Origin of the sequence: Delftia sp. 11MD (assembly GCF_050907895.1) — a bacterium.
GTDB lineage: Bacteria > Pseudomonadota > Gammaproteobacteria > Burkholderiales > Burkholderiaceae_C > Comamonas > Comamonas tsuruhatensis.
Genome location: NZ_CP194333.1, coordinates 1,133,396 through 1,157,425, shown reverse-complemented (window position 1 = coordinate 1,157,425; position 24,030 = coordinate 1,133,396). Strand labels below are relative to the sequence as shown.

Below are 24,030 nucleotides of genomic sequence, written 5' to 3'. Positions count from 1 at the left end.
CAGGGACAGCAACAGTACTCGCGCCACTGCTCATCCTCCGAACTGGTGGGCATGCCAGCGCGCGAAATTGATCCATCTCCAGACTTGCCAGCTGAAAGGCCTGCTGCCTGCCACTACCTGATCGAAAGCCTTGAGTACCTCGTCCTGCCGAAAGAATGGCAAATCCAGGGGAGCCCGCAACCAGTCACGCACCTGGGGAGCCATCTGCATCAGCCAGTCTCTCTCGGGTGTGGCAAAGCCGATCTTGTCCCTGCGATTGAGCACCTCGTCCGGGACAAGCCCCCGCATGGCACGCCTTAGGAGGTGCTTGGTCTCTCCAGTGGCAGATACCAGATACTCCTCGGGCAAGGTCAACAGAAAATCCGAAAGAGATGTCGTTAGAAATGGAACCCGGCTTTCCACGGAAAACCGCATGGAATTGCGGTCGCCATGACGTAGCAGCGCAGGAAGGCCCACTCCGTGCAACGAGCGCGCCAACTCGGCACACATGCGCCTGCCCGGGGCCGTCACGGCTGACATGGGCCGTGGAAACTGCAGCGACACACCGGCTTCGTGAAGGACATTTCCATCAAGCCAGGCTGGCACAGGCCCGGCGCCGTTGAGCCGCCTCAGCAACTGGTAGGCCCCGTCTCCCACTAGCTCGGCCACCGCAGCCTTCAGCCCGTCCATGGGGTTGCGTCCCGGCCATTTGCCCCAGGCCCTGAGGAAGTCCAGGGCCTGCGCCCATTGCCCCTCGTCGATGAGGCTGCGCAGGCGTGGACCTGGATAACCCACATAGCCGCCGCACAACTCGTCTGCGCCCTGGCCATCCAGGGTGACAATCGTGCCATGCTCTCGCGCCAGACGGAACACGCGATACTGCGCATAAATACTGGTGCTGCCAACAGGCTCTCCTTGCGCGGCAATCATGTCATCCAGGTCGGTCAGCAACTCCTCAGGAGCAATCGACACTTTGTGGGCCACGGCACCTACTTGGGCATTCACCATATCAACCCAGCGCTCCTCGCATACCGCGCTGCCCTTCGCGATGAAACTGAAGGTATGGATGGGAACATCAGGCTCGAGATGGCGCATGCAGCCGACAATCGCCGAAGAGTCCAGACCTCCGGACAGGGCCGCCCCTCCTGGTACATCGCTGCGCAGATGCAGACGCACGCTGTCCAGTAAAAGGCGCCTGAACTCCTGCGCTGCATCATCCAAGGACAAACGCTGAACCGGCGCAATAGTCGGGCTCCACCATGCACGCTGCGAGAACTGCCCACCGGCGACGTCATAGAGGAAACAGCACCCCGCAGGCAGCCCATGGACATCACGCAAGAAAGTTCGGCTACCTGTGTCATAGCTGCCATGGGCCAAGTAATCGTAAGCAGTCTGCCAGTCCAGATCCGGTTTGCGTGCGCTGAGTGCCTGAAGCGCAGGCACCTCGGATGCGAAACAGAAATCCCGACCGCTCATGCAGTAGTAAAGCGGCTTGATCCCAAACGCATCACGGGCGCCATGCAATTGCCCTGTCAGCCGATCGAAGACAATGAAAGCAAACATGCCGGTCAGCCGCGGCAATGCCGCCTCTCCCCACTCGCACCAAGCCTGTAGCAGAACCTCTGTATCAGAGTGGGATCTGAACATCCGCCCGAGAGCTTCCAGCTCCCTTCTCAGTTCCCGATAGTTGTAAATTTCACCATTGAACACCAATGCAAACCGACCGTCAGTAGTCCACATGGGCTGATGGCCTGCAGCGCTCAAGTCAATGACGGAAAGCCGCCGCTGCGCCAACGCAACCACCCGATTCCTGAAGAGCAGGATATCGCGCCCTTCATCATCAGGACCTCGCTGGACGAGAAGCGCCAGACTGGAATGCAGCTGCCGGCTCGCGGCAACGACATCGGAGCCCTCCCACACACCACCGGCAATACCACACATATATCAGGATTCCCCTGAGTCAGGACAGGCCAGTAGCTGGCAAGGTCGGTTCGTTATGAAGCGCAAGACACTCCGCAAGAGGACCGGTATGGACAATGCGTCCCTCTGACATCACAACGCCCGTCGAACAGAAAGCACGCAGGATCTCCTCGTTGTGAGATGCCAGAACAAGAATCTCTACCTGGCTCATCAGCTTATTCAGTCGAAGATTCGCGCGCTCAATGAATTGGGAATCACCGACACCGATCATTTCATCCATCAGCAGGATATCCGGGACAATGGCCGTGGATATCGCGAACGCCAAACGCAAAAGCATGCCTGTGGAGTAGGAGCGTACTGGAAGATGCAGGTAGTCACCTAGCTGAGTGAAAGCCTCCACATCGGCAAACAGCCCTTTGGCCTGCGCCTTCGTCAAGCCCATCACGATTCCTCGGGTTATCACGAAATCATAGCCACTGGCTTCCGGGTCGACTCCCAGCATCAGGTCTGTAAGCGCCGATATATTTCCGCTGGATCGAATCTCCCCTTGTTCGGGCTCATAGACCCCGGACATTGCTCGCAGCATCGTGGTCTTGCCAGCACCATTGCGACCGATCAGCGCGACCCTGTCACCCGTTTTGAGGTGCAGTGAGATGTCACGCAAAGCGTGGACAGTCACCCCTCCACCACCCTTGGCCTCAATGCGCTGCTGTACAGAGCGTTCAAAACGGAACAAGGAATTGATCAGGCCGCGCGACTGTGAGGAAAAAACCGGGAAATCCACACAAACGCCGGACATTTCGAGATAAGCCATGGTGCATCAAATCCAATAGACAATCCTGCGTCGCCCAATCACATAGAGCAGCACGCAAAGGCCAGAGAGCACCACCAGGGTCGCCAGCACCAGAAGCCAGGCAGCGGTCGATGGCACCGCTCCAAGCATCGGCGCCCTTATTACCTCCAGCAACGCAGCCAAGGGGTTCAACAATGCTGCAAGTTGGGCGCGCTCTGTCAGCTGCTCAGGACGCCACATTACTGGAGTGACAAAAAAGGCGATCTGCATGCCACTTGTCACAATCATGGGAACATCACGAAACCGTGCCGCGATAAGCCCCAATATCGCGACAAGCAGCACAGAGCAGCACAACACCAGCACTAGGCCCAATAGCAACCACCCAAACTTTATACGACCCAACCCCGAAGTGAATCCAATCACCAGCAGCACAATGGGTACGTTATGCGCAAGCATGATCACATTGCGCCAGACCACCCTAAGAACGAAAGTAAATTTTGGAAATGGTGCCTGCTTCAAATAAGGGCTGGCCTGCATATAAACTTGACAACCTTCATTGATCATCAACGACATGCAGGTAAAAACAACATGCCCTACGCATAGATATGGAAGATACTCATCCACTCCAGATTTGAAGAGCTGAGCGCCTATCAAACCAAATATCAGAATAAATATTCCTGTATTCAGCGTTATCCAGACTGGGCCAAGAATGGAGCGACGATACTGCCGAGCAATATCCTCCCATCCCAAATGGACCCAGAATCGCCAAAGATGCAAAGATGCCCAAACATCGGCGGAAAAGTTTCGCAATTGCTTCATTGAAGAATACTCAAAAAATCCACCAACCCACCTTTATTCTCATAAATAGCCATTTATGCAATGCAAATACGATATTATTTTACTGCATCCAGCGCCAATTGATTCAAAGCCCAGACAGCGGATTGAATCTCCCAAGGCGCGCTGGAACGAGCATAACGGCGAGCCACATCAGGGGAAATCAGGGCGATAGGGCCTGATTTAGAGAACACCTCGTTCATTGATGGCAGCAGCCAGCCTGTACTCGTCAATTCATGAAAATGTTTAACTAGGCGCCTATCCACGCTACCTGGCCTCGCCCGTGCCAACTCGAGGATGGCACGTGCATCCATGGTCCTGTAGCTCACATGGGCCAAAGCCTTACCATTTCCGGCCCAAGATGGAGCATTTACTGAAATGGCATCCTCCCGCTTCCAGCCCTCATCGCAGATTCCGCCACAATAACGCCATGTCCGAGGATACTGAGGGCCATCCAATCGCTCCAGCTGGCGGACAACCTCCAGCATCTTGCCTAATTGCTTCTTGGTGCCTTCATCGGCCCCCAAGGCTAGAACACCTTCGGCGTAAGCAGAAACATAGTTATATGGAACATTCATTCCATCTGCCCAAAACGGAATACCTTTGCGCAAACGCAGGTAAGGAAGTTTTTGCCTACCCAACTCGATTTTCATGGGATCCTCCAACGTACCGTCGAAAGCCGCCAATCTCCTTTTCAAGCTGCTCATGCAGGACTGCTTGAGCTGAAACCCTGAGGTCTCTTTCGCCCTGACGAGAATCGATGCAATTCTGGACAAATGGAGAACGCTTTCAAGCGGCTCTCGGTCCAGTGAATAACGCTTGACAAGGTAACCAGGGTAGGAGTTTTCACAGAGATCCGCAATCAACTGCACTTCCTGCAAAACCCGCTCACGCAGCCCCGCAGGAGGCGCATCAAACAGCGCCTTGGCCGCCCCCCCAACCACGGACATCATCCCATTGAGGTAATAGACCTGTGCCCAAGCGATACGTCCCTCCAGATTATTGCTACCAAAACTCATGCCACCAGAAAAAGGCATGCGTGCCAGATCATAAAGAAACAGTTTGCGATACTGCTCCTTTGCGGTCGCCATATGATAGGTCGCTTGTCCATCTTTCCAATACAATCCCCAAGGAATGCCCTCATCCGGAATCGATGAAATATCTGCACCATCGATTTTTAATTTCGATAGTTTATAACTTGAATAATTTGCATCCAATGGCCCCGACTGCCTGTCATCATGCCGTTGACGCAACAATGCCGCCGCTTGCTCCCCACTGAATATCAGTTCGACAAACTCATAATTGGCCAGACCTTCGAGTTTCCATTTTTTCAGATCATGTGCAGAGGTCCACGAATAGCACTGATTCTCCCCGCATAACTTGGCAGGAAGGCCCTTGAAATCCGCATAAAGCAGGGAGTCAACGCCGCCTATCTGCAGATTGGCGTGCATCCGCTCGGGCTCCGGCATTCCCGATGGCCGACGGTCCAATCGCCAGACATCGATTCCATTCGTCACGACCCCTTGACTACGACCAGAGGGTAAATTATCTACAACGTCATAACTGGCTATAAGCAACTCGCCAGATCGCCCCTCACCGATCTGCATGGGATGGATGCGCCTCCGCCAATCCAGTTTCAAATCAACTGGAATCCAGCCTATGCCTTGAGCACCTTTCTGGAACACATCGATATATCCGCCAGGAAACTCGCGCACCACGCGCCAGGAATTTCCCCGAAAAAGCACCACGCCACGGATTTCTGCATCAGTGATGATCGAAGGAATGCCCACTGCCTCCACTGGCACAGGTGCTGACTGCTGAGAATAGGCCCCGGAAATCCAGCCTAAGCTCATTGCAGCCCCTGCTAGAGGCACAATGACTCTTCGGGCCAACGTCATCAAGATTAAAAAATTCTTACTCATGGATTTCAGCATCTTCTCATTGGTTCAGCGGGCCTAATCTGCCAGCTGCTGCAACCGGGCATCCTTCAGCTCCAACCGAGATATTCCATAACGCTCTATACCGATACGTATACGGTGCATGTCTTTTGGAATCTTCATGCGCCGCTTGAATCTCAGTTCCTCGACGCGGGGTGAGAGCACAAAATCCCCAGCCAAGCTCGGCCCTGACCATTCATCCGAATCCTTGCCGCGCAACCAGACCCATATTCGGAAGAATCCCTCGCCTTCTGTATCGAAATCGAGCAGATACTCCTTCTCAGGATAAACCTCGATAGGCACAGCCTTTGTACCGGCAATTGCCGCGTAACGCCCTACCTGGCCCACTTCCAGCATGTGGCTGTAACTCTTGGCCAACAGCCGATTTTCGGAGAATGCATAATCAGGAAGCTGGGCAACCCTGTAGAATCGGCTACCCAATGAAAATGCCGGCCCACCAACACCTATGCGTGGATATTCCACCCACGACCATGCCTTCAGATCCAGCGGCTCACCCCTGGCATGAGGCGTATCTTTGGATGGAAGCTTCAACGCATACAATTGGTTAAACTGAGAATCCTTCACCAATGTAGTCAGATCCGGGTCCGCCAGCAAGCCCATCAATCCAGAGTTTGTCAAAGGAGGAATCAAATAATTTTGGACATGCACCAGATTCACCCCCATAGCCAGAAGCTGAGCCCTCAGTTCATGCGACTCCTTTTGTCCATAAATTGGAACCATCGAGGGATCCAGATAGCTGAGCATTCTTTGTTTTGAGTAAAACATGTCTGCCGGCCTCATCGCCAGAACGCGTTTTTCCGGCGAGGAATACTCATGCAGACTCTGTGCTATCTGGATACTGTGCCAATTATCCAAAGGATTTTCTCGAAATGACACTTCCAGGGGCTTCAGTGGATCCGGTCTGGTTATCTCCAGCAACTGCAGCCATTGAGCCAAATTACCGTAAAGCAAAAAGGCAGCGGCGTGACCAAGGAATAGCGTGGTCATGACTGCAACCGGACCCCATTTTACCGTCCTGCTTTGGAGCGCATATCCCTCTTTTCCATCACCGAGAAGCCTCGCCACTCCGCACGCTGCCAGCAATGCCATGGGTGGTGCAACAACCAGCAAATACCTGTCGTTCTTGATCATGAGATCCATACTCAAGAATATGGATGACAGGACCCCTGCATAATAAATTACCAAGATCGCCAGAGATACAAGAATGGAGCCATCTGCTCCATTCAATGAATGCAATCTCCCCGCATCCCCCCACCAACGCCGCAAGCGGCCTGCGAACAGCAGATAGAGCAACGCCACCGCTCCCATCCAGAAAATAAAGCCATAGTTGTGAACTGCGACTAATCCCTTGAACACACCATACTGCAGCCTGCTGCTCCAGTCATATATAGAGCGCGTGTATTTGAAAAATCCGTCCCAATCCAGGCTTGGCAGGGAAAATACCAGAGGATTATCTGAAATCGGAGTGCCATAGATGGCAAAATTTCGCCAATAAGGATAGCCAGCCAACAAAAGTGCCACCAGCAAGGAGAAGAATGCAAGGCGCAGGGAGGATCGCCAATTCAGCATACCACCTGTCAGCACCAAGGCAGCCATTAGTATGGGAAGATACAGAATAGCCTGTGAGTGAGTCCACAGGGCAAGGCCGACAAACACCCCCATATAGATTCCGGCGAAACGGTGCGCCCTGTCCAAACCCACAAGCCCGATCATGAGCAGGGCCATACCTGCAACGGGAAGTGAATCAATGGCTGCAGTTTCCGCCCCCGTGGCCAGCAAAGGCATACTCACCAAGAGAACTCCAGCCATCAACCCTGCGCGAAGACTCTGAAGGCGTCCCATGCCAATGACGGCCACCACGGCAGCCAGCAAGAACCAGGGCGCCACAAGCTTCATCCAGCCAGACACAGCGGCACTTTCTTGCAGTGCATAGGCTGCATAAATCAGCGAGGGATACAGCGGAGGATGCGTCCAGGGAGCAAAAAAACCTGACGAAGATGCACTTTGATCCAGCAGAGGGTAAACGGCAAGGCTGCGAGCTTCATAGATCGCCCTGCCAACCAAGCCATACTCCAGAGCATCATTTTCCGTCAAGGGCAACCGCCAAACCAGATACAGCAAGTCCGTCACGCATGCTGCGAGCACCAACACCAGCAGCCAGAACCACACACCTCTAGGTGCTGGAGCCATTTTGACCGCTGGCAGTAGAGACCTTTTCACGAAGATCAAGCCAAAGGCGAGGACCAACAAACCAGCCGCAGCAGCCTTCACATGATTTTGAGGCTCCGCTCCGGGAAAAATCACCAGAGCAATCATTACTGACAGTCCGAGCAGAAATGGCGCCAACAAGATGGCAAGCGGCAGTGCAAGGCAGCGCAAATGCCAATCGCTGCGCCAAGGCACCAGACGCGCAGCTGCATAGCCGGCGGCTGTTGAAAGTAGCATCAAGCAGGCAAATATCGTCAAAGACATGATCCGGTTTTTCTAAATGTCAATGGCTTTTATGGACATGCAAAGGATAGTCGCCAACCTATCTTGATCAGCATTGCTGCACAACGCGCGGTTCAGTACAACTTGCGGACATTGTCAATCGTACGCATGGCGATATCAAAATCCACTCCAATCAGACTGCAATACTCCCTTATGGATTCTATTCTCGGCTGATTCTCCACCTCCACCAACCTCAGCGCCTCCTCACGAGAGATGACACCTTCACGAATCTGATTGCTTCTGAAGGTTTCATATTCGCTAAATCCCGCAATAGTTTGATAAATATAATTATAGAATGGTGCCGTGCCATCCCCGATGCGCCATGTGGTCGGCGTATCCTTGGCAAGCTCCCATTCATATTCCTCGATCAATACCTTGTTGATTTCCTCTTCATCCCATGAAACATGATCGAATAGATATAAAAAATCCTGCTTCACAAAATAGTAGGAAAGAAATGCAGTAAATGTATCGCCCAGGGAGCCATTGATATAACCAGGATTCAACAGATAATTCTTCAGATAGTAAGCCACCATCTTCGCTTTGGATAACGAAGAAATGCTGTGCAGCTTTATTCCCGAGGATGCCGGGGCCACGCCACAAAATCCCGTCTTGAAATCCGTTCGCTCGTAATGGTTCGTCGAAAATACCATCAATCGCAGATCCGTTTCCTTCATCAGCCGATTGGCATGCCACATGAATTGCTTGTCACCGGCCATGAAGAGCGGCACCATTCCCAAATCGGGACGCCGAAACCATGCCTCCACATTGCGCTGGACATTCTTGCGCTTGGCTTTGATGTCTGCGGAAACCCAGATGTGCTCAACGCCCAGCTTGCCGCATAGCCTTGCCTGATTTCGTCGAGCCAGGTCGGTCACCATTCCCCAGTCATAGGTGTATGCAACCGGGCTCATTCCATAACGTGTCTTCAACAGATGCAGGCCATAGCTGCTGTCACGTCCTCCGCTGAAGCCGACCAGGCAATCGGGCTCGCCGTTCTTGCTGCGGTACTGGTCCAGCAGCCGCAGCAGGGAATCTTCACCAACCAGTGACTGGCGCTGATAGTTGCGGCAGTAGTTACATACGCCATCGGCATCGAACTTGATGAACGGCATGGTCTCGGGCAGGATGCAGCATGTACAGCGCCGCATACTGCGCCAGCGCTGCTGCACCAGATCCGTACTGGTGATGATGGTGCGGCGGCCGGAGTCTGTCGGCACGGCATCCTGCATAGCGACGGCGGGGGCTGCATCGCTTCCCACTGCAAAATGGGTCCCCGGCTGCGCCGTGGTCAGGTCAATCAGCAAGGCGGTATTGGCCTTGAGTTGCATCACTGTGCAGGCCTTCCAACTACCCCCCATCTGTTCTATGACTTTGCGAGCAATAGCCGCTTCGGAACAATAGAAAGCCACTTTACGCGATACGTCTGCAACAAGGAACAGCGATCCCGTGTTGGTGGCCAGCAACATGCTCTGCCGGGCAGAAAACAGTACGGCAAGCGAAGCTTCGCCATAGATGCGGCCGAATACCGAAGAGGCGGCACTTGCCACGGAGATGCCCGAAGCAATGGCTTGGTCCAGCATGGCGGCCACGACTTCCGTGTCCACGTCCGACTCCTTCACCAAGGCCGGCTGCTCTGCCCAAAGCTGCGGCTCGTTGACGATGATGCCGTTGTGAACGCAAACGACTCCGCCCTTGACGACGGGTTGGTTATTGGCATCGATGCCTTGCAGCCCGTTCGTCACAAGCCTGGCATGTCCGATCACCGCAAGAGCGCCAGCTACCGGCGAGGCCAATTGCGCAAGTGCGTCGTCCCGGAAGCGCTTGTACTCCTCATGGGCCAGTAACTCCGATGCCGGCAATGCCTTGCGGATAACCTGAATGTTGGAGCCGGAGCAAAAGGCGGCGCCCGCAGCCTCCTTGCCCCGTGATTCCGATGTCAGGAACAAACGGGTCAGCAATCGGTCGAACTCTTCGCGGCCGATGTCGCTACCTGCACCAGCCACCACTCCAAAAATGCCACACATGTCTAAGCCCTAAAAGTATTGGCCAGCAGATTCCAGCCTTGGATCCGCTTGGCGAGATAGATCAGCATCGCCGTTCCGGCCACATAGCTCGCGGCCGTCCCTGCGGCGGCACCTGCCATCCCGAGTGAAGGCAGCAGCGCCGCTGCCACCAGCACATTGGCAGTCACGGTTGTCATCTGCTGGCCTGTCTGGTAGCCAGGATGACCCGACACCATCATGAGATTGTCGAAGGGCACCAGGAAAGATACCCCGACAAGTGCACACAGCAACACCACAAGCGCCGAAAAACCCTCCATGAGTCCCTTGGACGGCATGACGAAGGTCGCAAACAGGTAGTAGCCGAGCAGCAGCCCGGCAGCCAGCACCAGCGCCGTCGGCAGCACGTAGGTTGCAGATTGTCGTCTCAGCTTGACCATTGCGCCGTGGTCTCCGTCACGCAGGGCTGCAACCAGCATGGGATTGAAGTTGATACGGACCATGGCAAGCACCTGGTAGAGGCCATCCACCAGCATCACCGCAAAGCTATAGATCCCGGTTTCCCGTTCAGAGAGGAAAAAGCCGATCATGAGCACGTCCACACGAGAGTTGATCTCCGTGAACATGCCTGCCACCAAGCCCTTGGAACCGAACCGGTAGTGCGTGTGCGCCCAGGTACGAGTGAATCCCAAGGTTCCCGCGAGTCTGTACCGGGCAATGAAGGCCATCGCGGCAAGCGCCGTCCCTGCTTCCGCCACCACAAAGCACAGGGTCAGCGTCTCGGCAGGCATAGACGTGGACGCAATGCCGGCGACCAGCAGCATGACCAGGAAGTAGCGCAAGGCCTGCAGCACGGAGAACGCCCTCATGGCCCGCAGCCCATTGAGGTAGGCCAACAGTACCTTGTTGAGAGGGAAAACCGACAGTCCCAGCGCCGCATTGCCGATGGCCCGGGCAGTCACTTCACTTTGGAAGATCCGCAAGAACAACGGCTCAGCAAACATGACCCCGACGGCGGCCAACAGCCCCATGCCCACGGCGCAAACACCTGCCGTACACAGCATCCGACCGCGTTCGGACGCATCGTTCTGGTGGTAGGCCGTGTGCCTTAGCACCGAGTAGTGCAGGCCCCACACCGCAAACTGCGAGGCGAGAATGTACACGGCATAGGCAATGTTGAAGACGCCCAATGTGGTCACATCGCGCTGTGCAGTCACAACGATGTTGATAACGATGCCACTGATGGCCAGCACCACGAAACTGCCCAAGCTATAGGCAATGTCCTGCGACAGTTTCTGGTGACGCAGGCTGTGCAGCAACTGCGCGCTCAGGGCACGGATCATGCCAGCGTGGAGCGCTTGTTGGCGGTGTCGCGGTGTTTCAGCGGAGGATTCAAGTGCTTGTTTTCGTCATAGTCGAACCACATGGCGAAGAACAGTGAGTTGAAGCCCAGGGAGAAGGAGAACAACCAGCTAAGGAACGTGATTTCTGGCACATGGCCCAGATCCACCCACAGCCACACCAAGCGCAAAAACAGCAGCGCACTGAGCCCCACTCCAAAGAAGCCGAAGGCATAGAAGAACACCAGCGGATGGAAGTTGCGGATGATGTACTTTTCCTTGAGCCGCCAGAAGAACAGGCGCACGAGCAAAGAACCGATGGTGAAGACCACCTTGCGCACCTGGATGCCCGATTTCTCGCCAACGTTGTATACCGGCTCTATCGGCACGTCCACCACGCGCATGCCTGCTACGTTCAGCTTGACCAGCAAGTCATTTGGCTGCCCGTAGCGCTTGTACATTCGATCCCAGTTAATGGCTCGCAACGCCGTCAGATTGATGGCGGTGTAGCCCGTCTGCGAGTCCGCCACATGCCAGTAGCCCGATGCGATCTTGGTGAACAGCGACAGGGCGGAATTGCCGAAAAAGCGGATTTTCGGGATCTTGCGGAACGCCTCTCCCGTGACCAGCCGATTGCCCTTGGTGTAGTCGGCCTCGTCATCCACCACGGGATCGAGGATGGCGGGCAGATCGTCTGGATCCATCTGTCCATCACCGGCCATGACGACAGCTATGTCGTAACTCTGGTCGCGCGCCCATTTGTAGCCCGTGGCAATGGCTCCACCAACACCCTGATTCACTTCATGCTCCAGCAAGGTGACCTTGCCGGCGGCATATCCAGGATGGGCTCTGATGACTTCAGACGTGCGGTCCTTGCTGCAATCATTCGTAATGACAATCATGTCCACAAAGTCGGGCATGGTCTCTATCACGCGGGCAATCTGCGTTTCTTCGTTGTATGCAGGCACAACGACGGTGATTTTTTTATCTCTGTACATTTTTTCTCGGACTAGAGTCAGATGGACGCCATGGCTGCGACGACGCGGCCCAGATCCTGGTCGCTGAGGTCTGCGCTCATGGGAAGGCTCATGACCCGGTCTGCGGCCCAGTGGCTGTGAGGCGTATCCATCGCCGACTGATCATCGCGGTATGCCGGCTGCCTGTTCAGCGCCAATGGATAGTGGACTGCCGTCGGTATCCCCATTTCTTGGAGTTTTTGCTGAACCACGGCTCTGTCCTCCACGAGCACGGTGAACTGGGCCCAGACGCAATCCCGGCCCTCGCGCACGGAAATCAGTCCGGCGGCACATCCTGCGTCCCTCAGCTTTTGGCGATAGGCCCTTCCCAGCTCCAGGCGGCGCTGGATCTCCCACTCGAAGCGCTGCAGTTTGCCCAGGATGACTGCGCATTGGATCGTATCCATGCGCCCTCCCACGCCGATGCGCGTATGGTGATAGCGCCGCTCCTGTCCATGCACCCTTATTTCACGCAACGCCTTTGCCAATCCATCATCGTTGGTGAACAGGGCACCACCATCGCCATAGCAACCCAAAGGCTTGCTGGGGAAGAAGCTGGTGCACCCGATGGTGGAAAGATTGCAGCTTTTGCGCTCCTTGTAGCTGGCGCCGAAGCTTTGGGCCGCATCCTCTATGACGCTCAAGCCATGCATCTGCGCGATGGCGTTGATCGCATCCATATCGGCAACCTGCCCATACAGCGATACCGGCATGATGGCCTTTGTGCGCGGAGTAATCTTGGCCTTGATCTGAGCGGCATCCATCAGGCAGGTGTCCGGCTCGATATCCACATAGACAGGCTTGGCTCCGGCGAGCACGATCATCTCCGCAGTCGCCGCGAACGTGAACGGCGTGGTGATCACTTCATCGCCGGGCCCGATGTCCAGCGCCAGCAGCGCCATCAGAAGAGCTTCGGTCCCGGAAGCACAGCTGATGCAGTGCCGGGCCCCGGTGTAGGCAGCAAGTTGCGCCTCCATCTCGCCCACTTCCGGCCCCAGGATGTATTGGCCATGCTCCAGCACTCGCTGGATGCGGGCATCGATATCTTTCCGAAGTATCCGGTACTGGGCCTTGAGATCAATGAATTCCATGCGCTCGACGGCGGATTGCGGAAGATTGGCAGTCACGTTTCAGTTCCTTGTTTCTCCAGAGTGCACACGCCGCCGGACAGCGTGTACTTGTCGCCAGTGTGCGGGCAAACAGCTTCCCCCTCGCCAGCCATCGGCAGGTCCAGTCGCTCCCCGAAACGGCTCATCCATCCGATCTGACGAGCAGGCACGCCGACGGCTAGCGCGAAATCGGGCATGTCCCGCTGGACCACGGCGCCAGCGCCTATGAAGGCATAGCGCCCCACGGTCACGCCGCAGACGACAGTGCAGTTAGCGCCAAGGGTCGCACCACGCCTTATCAAGGTGCGCCGGTACTGGTCTTTGCGCGCCACCGCCGAGCGGGGGTTGTAGACGTTGGTGAAAACCATGCTGGGGCCGCAGAACACGTCATCCTCCAGCGTCACTGCGTCATACACACTGACATTGTTCTGTATCTTGACGTTGTCCCCCACCTGAACATCGTTGCCCACATAGACACCCTGCCCCAGAGAGCAGCCGGCACCGATTCTTGCCCCGGAACTGACATGCACCCAATGCCAGATGCGCGTGTCCGTCCCTATGCTGGCGCCCTCATCCACAATGGCGCTGGGGTGTACCGTATAGCTCATGACCGAATGGATGCAACAAAGGGATGGGCTCGGTCGGGGTCGCCTCGTACCGCCGCTGCACCGCGAATGACATCCACGGTTTCAATGCAGTGCCGCGCATCCGCAAGTCCATAGCCTCGGCCCTCAAGGATCTCACGGTAGCTCGTGGTATGCAGGTCGGTGAAGCCTTCCGAGAATTCGAGTTGCTCACCGCTGATGTCGATATTCCGGTATGTAGGCTTCTTGCCCTTGACCTCTTCTGGCAGATCGTTGGCATCGATGGAAAGAAACCAGCGGACTCGCGCGCGCTCATATTCCAGATACCCGGCTGCCTTAGTTTCTTCGTTGAGATGGACGCGGTTGTCCTGCAGCTTGCCGAAGATGAAATGCAGCATGTCAAAGAAATGCACACCGATGTTAGTGGCCACGCCGAAGGATTTGCGTGGATCGCCCTTCCAACTCTCCAGATACCATTTTCCGCGCGAGGTGATGTAGGTCAGCTCGACATCGAACTTGGTGTCCTTGGGTGCTGCGGCCACCTTATCGCGCAGCCGCAGGATGGCATCGTGATGGCGCAGTTGGAGGATGTTGTAGACACGCTGGCCCGTTTCACCCTCGATGCGGGCCAGCTCGTCCAGCACAGCGGGTGTGGGAACCAGTGGCTTTTCGCAGATGACGTCGCATCCCAGGCGCAGGCCTGCGGCAATGTGAGCGTGATGAAGGTGGTTGGGAGAGCACACCGAAACATAGTGCAGCGCCGAAGCCGGATCGCGCTTGAGGCGCTGGGCGTGCTCCATGAAGCGCTCGAACTCGGTGAAGAAATCACTCTGCGGCGAAATGCTGTCGATGATGCCGACCGAATCGTTGATGTCATAGGCCACCGACAGGTTGTGACCCGTTTCCTTGATGGCACGCATGTGCCGGGGTGCGATGTATCCGGCAGCCCCGATGAGAGCAAAGTTTTTCATGAGCAAGAGTCAGCGTTGAAAGCCCGGCTTACAGGCGGAATACGGTGAAGCCGGCATCGGCAGCCTGCTGCCGGCAAAAAAGACTTTTCACATCGGCGAGCACAGGCCTATCGCCACGGCAGAACTTGCGCAATTGCTGCGGCAAGGCTTGGCGGAACTCATTGTGGCCGACGGCCACCACCAAGGTATCGACAGGATTGTCTGCATCGATGCGGCCCAGAGGCAGGCCGTATTCATGCATAACCTCCTCGGCACTGGCCCATGGGTCGGCAATGACCACGTTGGCGCCCCAAGCCTCGAACTCGCGGATCATGTCCACGACCTTGCTGTTGCGGATGTCGGGGCAGTTTTCCTTGAAGGTGATGCCCAGCACGCCGATGCGGCACCGCGGAACATCCATACCGTTCTTGAGCATCAGGCGGATGGTGTTGCGCGCCACATAGCGCCCCATGTTGTCGTTGATGCGGCGTCCGGCCAGGATGACCTGGGGGTGGTATCCCACTTCCTCCGCCTTGTGGGTAAGGTAGTAAGGATCCACTCCTATGCAATGGCCTCCGACCAGCCCCGGTCGGAAAGGCAGGAAATTCCACTTGCTGCCAGCGGCCTCCAGGACGTCCAACGTATCGATTCCGATGCGCTCGAAGATCACCGACAGTTCGTTGACCAGTGCGATGTTGAGATCACGCTGCGTGTTCTCTATGACCTTGGCCGCCTCTGCTACTTTCAGGCTGCTGGCCTTGTGGGTGCCTGCAACGATGATGGAGGCATACAGGGCATCCACCGCATCGGCGGCTTCGGAAGTGCTGCCGCTAGTGATCTTCTTGATCTTGGTCAGCGTGTTGACCTTGTCGCCTGGGTTGATGCGTTCAGGACTGTATCCGCAGAAGAAGTCACGATTGAATACCCTGCCACTGAAGCGCTCGAGGACCGGCACGCAGATTTCCTCGGTAGCCCCCGGGTAGACAGTGGATTCGTAGATCACAAGGGCACCCGGCGGCATGGCACGCCCCACGGTCTCACTGGCCTTGACCAGTGGCGTCATGTCAGGCCGGTTGGCTTTGTCCACGGGCGTTGGTACGGTCACGATGAAAACTTGGCAATCCGCCAGGTCTCGCGGGTCTGAGCTGAACTTCAGCCGCCGGGCAGCCTTCAGTTCGTCAGGACTGACCTCCAGGGTGGCGTCCTGGCCGCCTCGCAGCTCAGCGACACGCGCCACATTGATGTCAAAACCAAGGACATCGCGGCACCTGCCGAACTCGACGGCCAGCGGCAAACCCACATAGCCTAGCCCCACAACAGCAATCTTTGCTTTGTCTATTTGCATGTTTCAAGCGAAGAAAAAATCGGTTTATCCGTTATCAATATCGGCGCCATTGGCCGTGGCCCGCCGGCCGTAGTTGTCCTCAAGGCGCACGATGTCGTCTTCACCAAGATAGTCTCCAGACTGGATTTCAATGATCTCCAGCGGGCACTCGCCCCGATTGGCAAGCCTGTGAACTCTTCCAACCGGGATATAGGTCGACTGATTCGGACCCAGCAAGTAGATGTCCTCGCCATTGGTAACCTCGGCTGTCCCCTGCACCACGACCCAATGCTCGGCACGGCACCTGTGGAGCTGCAGGCTCAAGCTCGCGCCTGGCTTCACCACGATGCGCTTGACCTGAAAGCGTTCGCCGGCATCGAGGCAGTCATACCAGCCCCAGGGTCTGTAGACCTTTCTGTGCGTCTGCACCAGCTCATGACCCGAATCCCGGAGTTTCGCCACGATCTGCTTCACATCCTGCGCACGCCGCTTGTCTGCGACCAGGACGGCGTCGGGCGTCTCAACAACAACGATCTGCTCCAACCCCACCCCGGCCACCAGCCTACTGCTGGAGACAAACAAGGAATCAGCACAATCATGGGCCAGTACATCCCCCATCAGGGCATTACCCTGAGCATCGCGCTCCTGTAGATCCCACAGTGCGTCCCAGGCGCCAAGATCCGACCAGCCCGCACTCAGCGGCATGACACAGCCGTCCACGCCCAGCGCAGGACAACCCGGAAGATGCTCCATCACGGCGTAGTCGATGGAATCACTTGGACAGGCCTCGAAACTGTCTACGCCCGGACGAATGAAGTCCAGATCGTGCCGAGCCTCCTTCATGGAGGCCTGGCAGGCGGCAAGAATGTCTGCGCGACATTGTCCGAGGACATGCAACCACACGCTGGCGCGCATCATGAACAGCCCGCTGTTCCAGAAATAGTCGTCGCCAGCGAGGTATTGAAGAGCCTGTGGCCTGTCAGGCTTTTCCACAAAACTGGCAATGCGAAATGCGCCTGCCTCGCCCCGCCAGGGCTCACCCCTTCGGATGTAGCCGTACCCGGTCTCAGGGCGATCAGGCGCAACCCCGAACGTCACCATGGCCCCCTGCTCGGCAATCTGGAAGGCCTGCTCAACGGCGAAGGCAAACGCCTGCACATCAGCCATCACATGGTCGGCAGGCATGGCAAGCAGCACGGGATCTTCGCCGGAAGAAACGGCCTGCAAAGCCGCCAGCGTCAGGGCGGGCGCCGTATTGCGCCCCGAAGGCTCCAGCAGGATGCAGGCATCCTTTATGCCGACTTCCAGCAGTTGGCTGGCCGCAAGAAAGCGATGCTCCTCATTGCAGACCAGCATTGGCGACCTGACTTCCGGAAGCATGCGCCGGCTTGGCGACATCTGCAAGCGTAGAACGGTTTCCTGCAGCATCGAGCGCTTGCCGGGCAAAGCCAGGAACTGTTTTGGGTAGGTCTCGCGAGACAGAGGCCACAGCCGTGTACCAGAGCCACCACAAAGGATCACTGGCAAAATCGCCGCAGGTTCCTTACCTTGATGCATCGTGTCCTGCCCAAGCTTCATCAGACGCGGTGCCAGCACTTCGCTGATGCTCGGCATCGGTTTCCAGCATTGCCAGTCGTTGGGTCAGCCGGCGCACGTCCCGTTCAATGCGGGTGTTGACCATGTCGGCATGCAAGGCCTTGATGAGCAGGACGATGCTGGCCAGCAGCAGCAGCATGGCCGGCGGATAGCTGATGCCCAGCAGCCGAGCAGCCCTGTCGATCAAACCCGGCCAGACCCCCAAAACCACTGCAGCCACGGCAACGACCACCCAGAACAGGCCGTGCATGAGGTAGAGATGGTCGCGCCGGATCAGGTACAGGATCAGCGCGGCCAACCCCACCCCCATAAACGCCGTTGTAGCTTGCAGAGATGCCATTGTTTCCAATAAAAACTATTGCACCGAACTGCTCACTACACGCTCGGCCTCATGAGTGGTTGCGGTGTGGGTAAAAATTCAAGCGAATAATTGCGTACACATAAAAACTCATGATTGTAGTTTGGCAACGGGTAACCATATGAAAGCTCGCTGAAACAGCTTTCCGCCCGAACCGCCACCGATGAGGCAGGTACTCCAGGACAACACTACACTCGGCTTTTAACGTCTTGCGCTCCGTGGCGTTTGCCCATGCCCTCCACCACCCAGCTCCTGGTCATAGACCCCCAGAACGATTTCTGCGACCTGCCTGACGACTGGTACCCCGATCGGCAACGCCCCAGCCTTCCCGTGGCGGGCGCCCATGCCGACATGCAGCGGCTTGCCGGTTGGATACGGCGCGAGGGGGCGAGAATTGACGCCATCACGGTGACGCTGGACTCGCACCAGCGCTATGACATTGCCCACCCCGCCTTCTGGCAGCAGGGCGATGGCAGCGAGGTAGTGCCGTTCACCCCTATCACGGCGGCGCAGGTGCGGGCGGGGGTGTTCCGGCCACGCAACGCCGAGGCGCTGCAGCGCAGCCTGGAATATCTGGATGCACTCGAAGCCAGCAGCCGCTACATGCTGATGGTCTGGCCCGTGCACTGCGAGGTGGGCAGTTGGGGCCACGGTATCCATGCCGATGTGCTGGCGGCCTGCGGCGACTGGCAGCAGCAGCGCCAGCGCGCCGTGTACAACGTTTTCAAGGGGCTCAATCCCTGGACCGAGCACTACAGCGCGCTGCTGGCCGAGGTGCCGGACCCTGCCGATCCGGCGACCTTGCTGAATACGGCCTTGCTGGAGCGGCTGGCCCAGGCAGACATGCTGGTGGTCGCGGGCGAGGCGAGCAGTCACTGCGTGCGCTCCACGGTCGAGCATCTGGTCGAGCACCTTCCCCATCCTGAGCGCATCGTGCTGATGCACGACGCCATGAGCCCGGTGCCGGGCTTCGAGTCCGCGCACCATGATTTTCTAGCAGCCATGCAGGCCCGCGGATTGCGGCTGGCCTCCAGCCAAGAACTCCACCTGTAGGGGCGGACCGCCTTCACGCGCGCAGCCCCCTTTCCTGTTTCCCCAGCATCGCACCATGGCTCCCATCATCACCAGCCTGCTCGACACCGATCTCTACAAATTCACGATGTGGCAGGCCATGCTGCACCGCAATCCCCAGACCGAGGCCGAGTACGAATTCGTCTGCCGCACGAAGACCGCTTTCCCGCTGGCCGAGCTGCTGCCCGAGGTGGAGCGCGAGCTGGACGCCCTGTGCGCGCTGCGCTTCACGCCCGAAGACCTGGCCTACCTGGGCGGGCTGCGCTTCATGAAGAGCGACTTCATCGACTTTCTGCGCATCTTCCAGTTCCAGCGCGCCTTCATCCGTGCCTGGGCCGATGGCGACACCCTGCACATCGAGGCCAAGGGCCCCCAGGTCCATGTGATGGGCTTCGAGATCTATGTGCTGGCCATCGTCAACGAGCTGTATTTCCGGCGCTTCGACGCCGAGGCGGCGCTGGCCGAAGGCCGCAGGCGCCTGGCCGGCAAGATAGAGCGTCTGCGCCACCTGGCCTGCGAGGCCAGGCTGCGCAATCCCTTCGAGCTGTTCGACTTCGGCGTGCGCCGGCGCTTCTCGGGCGCCTGGCAGCGCGAGGTGGTCCAGGCCTTTGCCACGCAGACGGCGCAGTGGTTCAAGGGCACGTCCAACGTGCTGCTGGCGCGCGACTTCGGCATCGTGCCCATCGGCACCATGGCCCATGAGTACCTGCAGAGCTACCAGGCCCAGGGCGTGCGCCTGCGCGACTTCCAGATCGCCGCGCTGGAGGACTGGGTGCAGGAGTACCGGGGCGACCTGGGCGTGGCCCTGACCGACACCGTGGGCATGGATGCCTTCCTGGCCGATTTCGACATGTACTTCGCCAAGCTCTTTGACGGGCTGCGGCACGACTCGGGCGACCCATATGCCTGGGGCGAGAAGGCCATCGCCCACTACCAGAAGCTGCGCATAGACCCGCAGGCCAAGCGCCTGGTGTTCTCCGACGGGCTGGACCTGGACACGGCCCTGGCCCTGTACCAGCGCTTTGCCGACCGCATACAGCTGGGCTTCGGCATCGGCACGCGGCTGACCAACGACATGGGGCTGGAGACCATCAACATCGTGATGAAGCTCACCCACGCCAACGGCCAGCCCGTGGCCAAGATCTCGGACTCGCCGGGCAAGACGCTGTGCAACGACGAAACCTATCTGGCCTATCTGCGCCAGGTCTTCGGCCTGGCCCAGCCTGTCGCCGTCTGACACCGCCCGACACCGCCAAAGCTCCATTCATGCTGCGCATCACCATTGCCCAACTCAACCCCACCGTCGGCGACATCGCCGGCAACGTGGCCCGCATGGCCGAGGCCGCTGCCCGCGCCGCGCACGCGCAGGCCGACCTGCTGGTCTTTCCCGAGCTGTCGCTGTGCGGCTACTACCCAGGCGACCTGCTGGACGAGCCCGCCTTTCGCGAGCGCCTGGAGCAAGGCTTGCAGCAACTGCTGCAGGCCACGCGCCAGTGGCCTCAATTGCACTGGGTCATCGGCGCGCCCACGCGCGCCAGCGGGCCGGGCAAGCCGCTGCACAACAGCCTGCTGGTGCTCAAGGACGGCGCCGTTCGCCTGCGCTACGACAAGCAGCTGCTGCCCACCTACAACATCTTCGACGAGCGCCGCCACTTCGAGCCCGGCCCCGACGCGGCCAAGGTGCTGCGCATAGGACAGGCCCAGGTGGGCTTTCTGGTGTGCGAGGACGGCTGGAACGACGCCGGAGCCGACTACGCCACCAACCCCTTCGCGCGCATGGCCGACGCCGCGCCCGACCTGGTGGTCAGCATCAACGCCAGCCCCAGCCACCTGGGCAAGCGCGAGCAGCGCCACGAGATCTTCGGCCAGGCGGCCACGCGCCACGGCCTGCCCATCCTCTACGTGAACCAGATCGGCGGCCAGGACCAGATCGTGTTCGACGGCGCCTCCTTCGCGGTGGAGCCCGGGCGCGGCGTGGTCTTCGAAGCCGAGCGCTTCGTGGAGGACCTGCGCACGCTGCAGTTCGGCGACGGACGCTTCCTCGACGCGGCCGGCCAGCCCTGCATGAGCGTGACGGCCGCAGGCCTGCCCACCATGGAGTTCTACCGCCGCCAGATCGTGCTGGGCCTGCGCGACTATGCGCGCCGCTGCGGCTTCACGCGCGCCGTCGTCGGCAGCTCGGGCGGCATAGACAGCGCGCTGACCCTGGCCCTGGCCGCTGAGGCCCTGGGCGCGGACAACGTGGTGGCCGTCACCATGCCCTCGCGCTTTTCGTCGAGCGGCTCGGTCGATGACTCGGTGATCCTGTGCCGCAACCTGGGCATCACGCTGCACGAGCACCCGATACGCGAACTGGTCGACGGCTATGCGCGCCAGTTCGAGGCCAGCTTCGGCCAGCCGCTGCGAGGCCTGCCGCTGGAGAACCTGCAGGCACGCATCCGCGGCACCACGCTGATGGAGTACTCCAACGCCTTCGGCCACCTGCTGCTGACCACGGGCAACAAGTCCGAGATCTCGGTGGGCTACTGCACGCTGTATGGCGACACCAACGGCGGCCTGGGCCTGCTGGGCGATCTGTACAAGACCGAGGTCTTCGAGCTGTCTCGCCACATCAACCACAGTGCGGGCCGCGAGCTGATTCCCCAGGCCATCATCGACAAGCCGCCCTCGGCCGAGCTGGCACCCGACCAGAAGGACGAGGACAGCCTGCCGCCCTATGCGGTGCTGGACGAAATCCTCAAATACGCCATCGAGGGCCGGCACCTGTCCACCGCCGAGTACGGCACGGCTGAGCGTTTTGTGACCCAGCTGCTGGGCCAACCCGGCGGGGCCGAGCTGGTTGACCGCGTCAAGCGCATGATCTTCCGCAGCGAGTACAAGCGCCGCCAGGCCCCGCCCATACTGCGCGTGCGCCCGCGCGCCTTCGGCACCGGCCGCCAGATGCCCATTGCCGCCCACTACGAATGAAGCCAGAGTGAAGCCACCGAGCCTGTTTATGCAAGAGACTGCCGCCATGGACGCCCCCCCCGAAACCCCGGCCACCAGCGAGCGCGTGCACACCGCCGTGCTGATCGGGCGCTTCCAGCCGCTGCACAACGGCCACATGGCCCTGCTGCGCGCGGCGCTGGAGCGTGCCGAGCAGATCGTCGTCGTGCTGGGCAGCGCCTGGCAGGCGCCCAATCCCAAGAACCCCTTCAGCTGGCAGGAGCGCGCGCAGATGCTGCGCGAGGCGCTGCCGCCGGCCGACGCGGCCCGCCTGCACTGCGTGCCCGTGCGCGACTACTACAACGAGCCGCTGTGGGTACAGGCCGTGCAGCAGGCCGTGCAGTCCTGCGTGCCCGAAGGCGCCAGCGTGGCCCTGGTCGGCCATTTCAAGGACGCGACCAGCGGCTACCTGGCGCGCTTTCCGCGCTGGCAGCTGATCAGCCTGCCGCGCCTGGGCCAGTTCGACGCCACGCCGCTGCGCGACATCTACTTCGGCGAATCCGGCGTGGACTTCGAGGCCCTGGCCGCCCAGGTGCCGCCCGCCACCCTGCAGTTCCTGCGCCAATGGGCCACCACGCCCGTCCATGCGCAGATGTGCGAGGAATGGCGCATGCTGGCCCGGTACCGCCAGGCCTGGGCTGCGGCGCCCTACCCGCCCGTCTTCGTGACCGTGGACGCACTGCTGCGCTGCCGCGTGCCGCACGAAGGCGCGCAACAGGACCACATCCTGCTGATACGCCGCGCCCATGCCCCGGGCCTGGGCCTGTGGGCGCTGCCGGGCGGCTTCCTGGAGCCGCGCGACACGCTGTGGCAGTCCTGCCTGCGCGAGCTGCGCGAGGAGACCTGCTCCACGCTCAGCGAGGCCGACCTGCAGGCGGCCCTGCAGTCCGTGCAGGTCTTCGACCATCCCGACCGCAGCCTGCGCGGACGCACCATCACCCATGTGCACTATCTGGACCTGGGCGTGCTGCCCTCGCTGCCGCCCGTGCAGGGCGGCGACGATGCGGCACTGGCGCGCTGGGTGGCCGTCTGCGACCTGCCCGCCATGGAAAGCGCGTTCTTCGAGGACCATTTCCAGATCCTGCGCCAGTTCCTGCCCCTTCCGGTGCAACAGCCCCTGGCGGACACGGCCGTGAAAATCGGCTAAAACCGGAGATTGCGGCGCCATCTTGCGTCGCAATACCGTTTTTCCGGGCTCCCCGTGTCCCCCCGCGTTTGAATGACTACCACCCTACAGATCCGACCCGCCACCCCCGATGACGCCGAGCTCATCGTCCGCTTCGTGCGCGAACTCGCCGTCTATGAAAAAGCCGAGCATGAAGTCCTGGCCACGCCAGAGCATGTGAAGCGCACCCTGTTTGCCGACAACCCCGCCGTCTTTGGCCTGATCTGCCTGCATGGCGACCAGCCCGTGGGCTTTGCGGTCTACTTCTTCAACTACTCGACCTGGCAGGGCCGCCACGGCCTGTACCTCGAAGACCTCTACGTCACGCCCGAGGCGCGCGGCCTGGGCGCGGGCACGGCGCTGCTGCGCCGCCTGGCGCAGATCGCCGTCGAGAAGGACTGCGGCCGCTTCGAGTGGAGCGTGCTCGACTGGAACCTGCCCTCCATCGAGTTCTACGACCGCCTGGGCGCCCTGCCCCAGACCGAGTGGATCCGCTACCGCGTGACGGGCGACACCCTGCTGGAGATGGCGCGCGAGCCGGCTTGAGGCCGGCCCCCT

General features: G+C 59.1%; 19 protein-coding genes. 5 read left to right on the top strand and 14 right to left on the bottom strand.

Annotation, left to right across the window (positions count from 1 at the left end; translation table 11 throughout):
- Positions 1-30: 30 nt before the first annotated feature.
- The 14 genes from asnB to ACRSCF_RS05150 all read right to left on the bottom strand — a co-directional run bounded on the left by asnB (position 31) and on the right by ACRSCF_RS05150 (position 18,233).
- Positions 31-1,920 carry an asparagine synthase (glutamine-hydrolyzing) gene (gene asnB / locus ACRSCF_RS05215; RefSeq protein WP_244387848.1) on the bottom strand — a complete coding sequence of 630 codons (1,890 nt, stop codon included), beginning with the start codon at positions 1,918-1,920 and terminating at the stop codon, positions 31-33.
- A 19-nt stretch (positions 1,921-1,939) separates the two neighbouring features.
- Positions 1,940-2,713, bottom strand: coding sequence for an ABC transporter ATP-binding protein (locus tag ACRSCF_RS05210; protein WP_034364857.1), 774 nt, complete (start codon positions 2,711-2,713; stop codon positions 1,940-1,942).
- Positions 2,714-2,719: 6 nt separating this feature from the next.
- Positions 2,720-3,511 (bottom strand): ABC transporter permease, encoded by a 792-nt coding sequence (locus tag ACRSCF_RS05205; protein ID WP_082254146.1) that lies wholly within the window; start codon positions 3,509-3,511, stop codon positions 2,720-2,722.
- A 74-nt stretch (positions 3,512-3,585) separates the two neighbouring features.
- On the bottom strand, positions 3,586-5,448 hold the full coding sequence (locus ACRSCF_RS05200; RefSeq protein ID WP_244387847.1) for a hypothetical protein: 1,863 nt from the start codon (positions 5,446-5,448) through the stop codon (positions 3,586-3,588).
- Between the two features lie 33 nt (positions 5,449-5,481).
- Positions 5,482-7,956: an ArnT family glycosyltransferase gene (locus tag ACRSCF_RS05195; RefSeq protein ID WP_244387846.1), complete on the bottom strand. Its 2,475-nt coding sequence runs from the start codon at positions 7,954-7,956 to the stop codon at positions 5,482-5,484.
- A gap of 92 nt (positions 7,957-8,048) precedes the next feature.
- On the bottom strand, positions 8,049-9,998 hold the full coding sequence (locus ACRSCF_RS05190) for a hypothetical protein (RefSeq protein ID WP_244387845.1): 1,950 nt from the start codon (positions 9,996-9,998) through the stop codon (positions 8,049-8,051).
- 2 nt (positions 9,999-10,000) lie between these two features.
- Complete coding sequence (locus ACRSCF_RS05185) at positions 10,001-11,317, bottom strand: lipopolysaccharide biosynthesis protein (RefSeq protein WP_034369014.1); 1,317 nt, start codon at positions 11,315-11,317, stop codon at positions 10,001-10,003.
- Positions 11,314-12,312 (bottom strand): glycosyltransferase family 2 protein, encoded by a 999-nt coding sequence (locus ACRSCF_RS05180; RefSeq protein WP_244387844.1) that lies wholly within the window; start codon positions 12,310-12,312, stop codon positions 11,314-11,316. The genes ACRSCF_RS05185 and ACRSCF_RS05180 overlap by 4 nt, the downstream gene beginning before the upstream one ends.
- Before the next feature lie 17 nt (positions 12,313-12,329).
- Positions 12,330-13,421, bottom strand: coding sequence for a DegT/DnrJ/EryC1/StrS family aminotransferase (locus ACRSCF_RS05175; RefSeq protein WP_034369018.1), 1,092 nt, complete (start codon positions 13,419-13,421; stop codon positions 12,330-12,332).
- Between the two features lie 32 nt (positions 13,422-13,453).
- A complete protein-coding gene (locus ACRSCF_RS05170; RefSeq protein WP_034369012.1) occupies positions 13,454-14,047 on the bottom strand; it encodes an acyltransferase in 594 nt (197 codons plus the stop codon).
- Entirely contained in the window at positions 14,044-14,994 is a 951-nt protein-coding gene (locus tag ACRSCF_RS05165; protein WP_034369009.1) for a Gfo/Idh/MocA family oxidoreductase, read from the bottom strand. Before ACRSCF_RS05165 ends, ACRSCF_RS05170 begins: the two co-directional genes overlap by 4 nt.
- A 28-nt stretch (positions 14,995-15,022) precedes the next feature.
- The gene (locus ACRSCF_RS05160) at positions 15,023-16,318 is read right to left on the bottom strand and encodes a nucleotide sugar dehydrogenase (RefSeq protein ID WP_244387843.1); all 1,296 of its coding nucleotides are present in this window, start codon (positions 16,316-16,318) and stop codon (positions 15,023-15,025) included.
- 24 nt (positions 16,319-16,342) lie between these two features.
- Entirely contained in the window at positions 16,343-17,854 is a 1,512-nt protein-coding gene (locus ACRSCF_RS05155) for a mannose-1-phosphate guanylyltransferase/mannose-6-phosphate isomerase (RefSeq protein WP_244451699.1), read from the bottom strand.
- On the bottom strand, positions 17,841-18,233 hold the full coding sequence (locus ACRSCF_RS05150) for a DUF2304 domain-containing protein (protein WP_432675251.1): 393 nt from the start codon (positions 18,231-18,233) through the stop codon (positions 17,841-17,843). Before ACRSCF_RS05150 ends, ACRSCF_RS05155 begins: the two co-directional genes overlap by 14 nt.
- A gap of 249 nt (positions 18,234-18,482) precedes the next feature.
- Between ACRSCF_RS05150 and ACRSCF_RS05145 the strand changes: the two genes are divergently transcribed.
- The 5 genes from ACRSCF_RS05145 (at position 18,483) to ACRSCF_RS05125 (ending at position 24,018) form a co-directional block, all read left to right on the top strand.
- Positions 18,483-19,304 (top strand): cysteine hydrolase, encoded by an 822-nt coding sequence (locus ACRSCF_RS05145; protein ID WP_432675249.1) that lies wholly within the window; start codon positions 18,483-18,485, stop codon positions 19,302-19,304.
- Between the two features lie 55 nt (positions 19,305-19,359).
- Entirely contained in the window at positions 19,360-20,559 is a 1,200-nt protein-coding gene (gene pncB, locus ACRSCF_RS05140) for a nicotinate phosphoribosyltransferase (protein WP_012207404.1), read from the top strand.
- A gap of 29 nt (positions 20,560-20,588) precedes the next feature.
- Positions 20,589-22,289, top strand: a complete 1,701-nt coding sequence (locus ACRSCF_RS05135) for an NAD+ synthase (RefSeq protein WP_432675246.1) — start codon at positions 20,589-20,591, stop codon at positions 22,287-22,289.
- A 46-nt stretch (positions 22,290-22,335) separates the two neighbouring features.
- The gene (locus tag ACRSCF_RS05130; protein ID WP_244387839.1) at positions 22,336-23,454 is read left to right on the top strand and encodes a bifunctional nicotinamide-nucleotide adenylyltransferase/Nudix hydroxylase; all 1,119 of its coding nucleotides are present in this window, start codon (positions 22,336-22,338) and stop codon (positions 23,452-23,454) included.
- A 72-nt stretch (positions 23,455-23,526) separates the two neighbouring features.
- Positions 23,527-24,018, top strand: coding sequence for a GNAT family N-acetyltransferase (locus ACRSCF_RS05125; protein WP_034397032.1), 492 nt, complete (start codon positions 23,527-23,529; stop codon positions 24,016-24,018).
- The last annotated feature ends 12 nt before the right edge of the window (positions 24,019-24,030 follow it).

Coding starts and splice junctions, on each gene's coding strand:
- asnB (WP_244387848.1), bottom strand. CDS start 1,920: ATGTGTGGTATTGCCGGTGGTGTGTGGGAGGGCTCCGATGTCGTTGCC.
- ACRSCF_RS05210 (WP_034364857.1), bottom strand. CDS start 2,713: ATGGCTTATCTCGAAATGTCCGGCGTTTGTGTGGATTTCCCGGTTTTT.
- ACRSCF_RS05205 (WP_082254146.1), bottom strand. CDS start 3,511: ATGAAGCAATTGCGAAACTTTTCCGCCGATGTTTGGGCATCTTTGCAT.
- ACRSCF_RS05200 (WP_244387847.1), bottom strand. CDS start 5,448: ATGAGTAAGAATTTTTTAATCTTGATGACGTTGGCCCGAAGAGTCATT.
- ACRSCF_RS05195 (WP_244387846.1), bottom strand. CDS start 7,956: ATGTCTTTGACGATATTTGCCTGCTTGATGCTACTTTCAACAGCCGCC.
- ACRSCF_RS05190 (WP_244387845.1), bottom strand. CDS start 9,998: ATGTGTGGCATTTTTGGAGTGGTGGCTGGTGCAGGTAGCGACATCGGC.
- ACRSCF_RS05185 (WP_034369014.1), bottom strand. CDS start 11,317: ATGATCCGTGCCCTGAGCGCGCAGTTGCTGCACAGCCTGCGTCACCAG.
- ACRSCF_RS05180 (WP_244387844.1), bottom strand. CDS start 12,312: ATGTACAGAGATAAAAAAATCACCGTCGTTGTGCCTGCATACAACGAA.
- ACRSCF_RS05175 (WP_034369018.1), bottom strand. CDS start 13,421: ATGGAATTCATTGATCTCAAGGCCCAGTACCGGATACTTCGGAAAGAT.
- ACRSCF_RS05170 (WP_034369012.1), bottom strand. CDS start 14,047: ATGAGCTATACGGTACACCCCAGCGCCATTGTGGATGAGGGCGCCAGC.
- ACRSCF_RS05165 (WP_034369009.1), bottom strand. CDS start 14,994: ATGAAAAACTTTGCTCTCATCGGGGCTGCCGGATACATCGCACCCCGG.
- ACRSCF_RS05160 (WP_244387843.1), bottom strand. CDS start 16,318: ATGCAAATAGACAAAGCAAAGATTGCTGTTGTGGGGCTAGGCTATGTG.
- ACRSCF_RS05155 (WP_244451699.1), bottom strand. CDS start 17,854: ATGCATCAAGGTAAGGAACCTGCGGCGATTTTGCCAGTGATCCTTTGT.
- ACRSCF_RS05150 (WP_432675251.1), bottom strand. CDS start 18,233: ATGGCATCTCTGCAAGCTACAACGGCGTTTATGGGGGTGGGGTTGGCC.
- ACRSCF_RS05145 (WP_432675249.1), top strand. CDS start 18,483: ATGCCCTCCACCACCCAGCTCCTGGTCATAGACCCCCAGAACGATTTC.
- pncB (WP_012207404.1), top strand. CDS start 19,360: ATGGCTCCCATCATCACCAGCCTGCTCGACACCGATCTCTACAAATTC.
- ACRSCF_RS05135 (WP_432675246.1), top strand. CDS start 20,589: ATGCTGCGCATCACCATTGCCCAACTCAACCCCACCGTCGGCGACATC.
- ACRSCF_RS05130 (WP_244387839.1), top strand. CDS start 22,336: ATGGACGCCCCCCCCGAAACCCCGGCCACCAGCGAGCGCGTGCACACC.
- ACRSCF_RS05125 (WP_034397032.1), top strand. CDS start 23,527: ATGACTACCACCCTACAGATCCGACCCGCCACCCCCGATGACGCCGAG.